We start from the raw sequence: 3,150 nt of genomic DNA, 5'->3' as shown, positions 1-3,150 counted from the left end.
TTCCGCATACATACAGGTTCCAGCCTTTCTCCGTTGCTATAATCCCAAAATCTTTGCTTTGTGCCTCTGCGCATTCGCGGATACAACCGCTCACAGCAGATTTTAATTTATGCGGGGCACGGATCCCCTTGTAGCGTTCTTCTATCCTGATGGCATAGCTCACACTGTCGTGAAGACCAAATCTGCACCAGGTGCTTCCAACGCAGCTTTTTACAGTGCGCAAACCCTTGCCATAAGCATGTCCGCTTTCAAATCCTTCGGCAATCAGTTCATCCCAGATCGATGGCAGGTCACTCAGGTGTGCCCCAAACATATCAATACGTTGTCCGCCGGTTATTTTAGTGTAGAGATTGTATTTTTTTGCCACACTCCCTATTGCCATTAGTTTGTCAGGTGTAATCTCTCCTCCGGGGATCCGCGGCACGACAGAATAGGTTCCTCCTTTTTGAATATTTGCCAGAAAGCGGTCGTTGCTGTCCTGTGCAGTATCGTTCCCTTTTTTCAGGATCATCTCATTCCACAGACTGGCAAGTATCGAAGAAACCAGCGGCTTGCAGATCTCGCAGCCATCACCCTGACCCAGATTATCGAGTACCTCATCATAACTTTTAAGGTTGTGGATGTGGACCAGGTCATACAGTTCCTGCCTGCTGTAGCTCAGGTGTTCACAGATTACATTGCGAACATATTTTCCTGTTGCTTTCATGGTATGCAGCATCAGGTCTTTCACCATTGGAACGCAGCCGCCGCAACCTGTACCGGCCTTGGTACATTTTTTTATAGCATCTACCGTTTCGCAGCCGCCTTCTGATACTGAATCGCATATTGCCCCTTTGGTAATGCCTTCACAGCTGCAGATCAGTGCATCATCAGGCAGTGCAGTAATACCCGCACCGGCAGGTTCCGAGCCGCCTCTGGAGCCCAATATCAAATCTTCAGGATTTGGCGGCAGGATGATCTTGTTATTGGTTGTTTGCAGCAGCATATTGTACGCTGCCGCATCCCCAATTAAAATACCCCCTAAGAGGTACTGCCCGTCATTACTGATATTAATACGTTTATAAGTCCCCTTATGGGTGTCTTCGAAAATAATCGTGCGGCAATCCGGTTCCGTGATGAAATTGTCGCCAAAACTGGCTACATCCACACCAATCAGCTTCAGTTTGGTGCTCATGTCAAAACCATTGAACTGTTTCGCGGCACCGCACAGATTTGCCGCCACGATCTCAGCCATTTCATATCCCGGAGCAACAAGGCCGTAGATCATCTGGTCTGCCAGCGCACATTCCCCGATCGCAAAGATCGAAGGATCTGTTGTCTCCATTTTCTCATTTACAATGATTCCGCCACGGGTGCTGGTCTCCAGTCCGCACAATCTGGCCAGTTCATCTCTTGGTCTTATGCCTGCGGAGATGACCAGCATTTCTATAGGGAGTTCCGTATCGTCGTTGAATTTAAGCCCTGTGATGTGATGTTCGCCTTCAATGCTTGCTGTACTTTTGTTCAGCAGGATTTGCAAACCCATGGATTGTAATTTGGATTGAAGCATTTGACTTCCCGCATTGTCTATTTGCCTCGGCATCAGGCGAGGAGCAAATTCTATAACGGCAGGCTGCTCAATTCCCAGATCCATCAGCGCTTTGGCAGCTTCCAGCCCCAGTAAACCGCCGCCCATCACTGCGCCGGTCTTCACATTTGCTGCATAACTTTTGATCATTTCCAGGTCGTCTATAGTACGGTATACAAATACACCGTCTTTTTCTACACCATCTATATTAGGCACAAAGGCAGAAGAACCCGTTGCCAGTACCAGGTAATCATAAGCAACTGTCTTGCCCGCATGAGAATGTACAGTCTTTGCTGACCTGTTGATTTCTTTTACCGGATCATTTAAATATAAAGTGATTCCCTGTTCTGAATACCACTCCTGTGTAGACATAGATAAGTCATCTGCATTTTTTCCACTAAAGTATTCGCTCAAATGAACCCGGTCATAAGCTCTTCTGGGCTCTTCAGCAAAAACAATTATTTCAAAATCATTAGATTTGGCAGTTATTTTTTCGCAAAACTTGTAACCAACCATTCCATTACCAATTACAACTACTTTTTTCTGACTCATAACGGATTATTTAGCGTTTTTCTGATATAATTGATTTTTTATGTTAAATATTTTCAATAAATGGTGAAAATTGCATGTGTTTTTATTTTTTTATATAAAAAACCACATAGTTTTTATTATTGATTGTTGTTTGTTGGTATTTATGTGACTTTTGATATTCAAATATATTACTTTTTATATTTAAAAATCAAATTAATATGATTATTATCATAAATAAATTGAAATATATCGTTTTATTTGCCGATTTTTATAATTTAATACTAAAAACAATAGGTTATGGATAAAAATGCAGGTGATTTTGGGCTATTTGTTATAGGAGGAGGTCCGGGTGACCCGGATTTGATCACACTTAAAGGATATAAAGTGCTTCAGCGGGCAGACGTTATCCTGTATGACAACTTAATCAATAAAGAATTATTGGATATTGCCCCGTCTTCCTGTAAAATGGTCTATGTCGGAAAGCAGCCCTATGGAAGTTATACACCGCAGGAAACCATACATGAACTCATTAAAGAATACGCCGCGGACCACAATGTAGTCGTACGGTTAAAAGGAGGTGATCCATTTATATTTGGAAGAGGTTTTGAGGAAATACTGTATGCCGAGCAGCATGGTATACCGGCACACTATATACCCGGTATCAGCAGTATGCAGGCGAGTGGCTTCAGTGGTATTCCACTGACCCATCGCGGAATCAGCGAGAGCATGTGGGTCATCACCGGGACAAAAAAAGATGGAACACTTTCTAATGATCTCCAATGCGCGATGAAAAGCTCAGCGACAGTGGTCATCTATATGGGTATGAAAAAACTGGCAGAGATCGCCGGCATTTATCAGCAATCCGGACTGGGTGCCATGCCTGCCGCCATGATACAGCATGCTTCATTGCCGCAGCAGAAGAAAGTCATCTGTAAAGTAAAGGATCTGGAAGCTGCGGCTGCAAAAGCAGGGATAAGTTATCCGGCTATTATTATAATAGGAGAGGTTGTTAACGCCAGGGAACTGCCGATGACGGAGCTACTGAGCGTTTC

Annotated in this window: 2 protein-coding genes; one reads left to right on the top strand and one right to left on the bottom strand. The window is 43.8% G+C overall.

Annotation, left to right across the window (positions count from 1 at the left end):
• Positions 1-2,119 (bottom strand): nitrite reductase large subunit NirB (gene nirB / locus VK541_RS09690; RefSeq protein ID WP_324369397.1); only part of this gene is annotated, 2,119 nt, incomplete at its 3' end.
• Positions 2,120-2,395: 276 nt separating this feature from the next.
• Between nirB and cobA the strand changes: the two genes are divergently transcribed.
• Positions 2,396-3,150, top strand: a 755-nt coding sequence (gene cobA / locus VK541_RS09685) for a uroporphyrinogen-III C-methyltransferase (RefSeq protein ID WP_324369395.1), incomplete at its 3' end; no start/stop codon positions are given.

The organism is Pedobacter sp., from assembly GCF_035317785.1.
GTDB lineage: Bacteria > Bacteroidota > Bacteroidia > Sphingobacteriales > Sphingobacteriaceae > Pedobacter.
The sequence above is the reverse complement of the archived record's forward strand: the minus strand, read 5'-3'. Positions and strand labels throughout refer to the sequence as shown.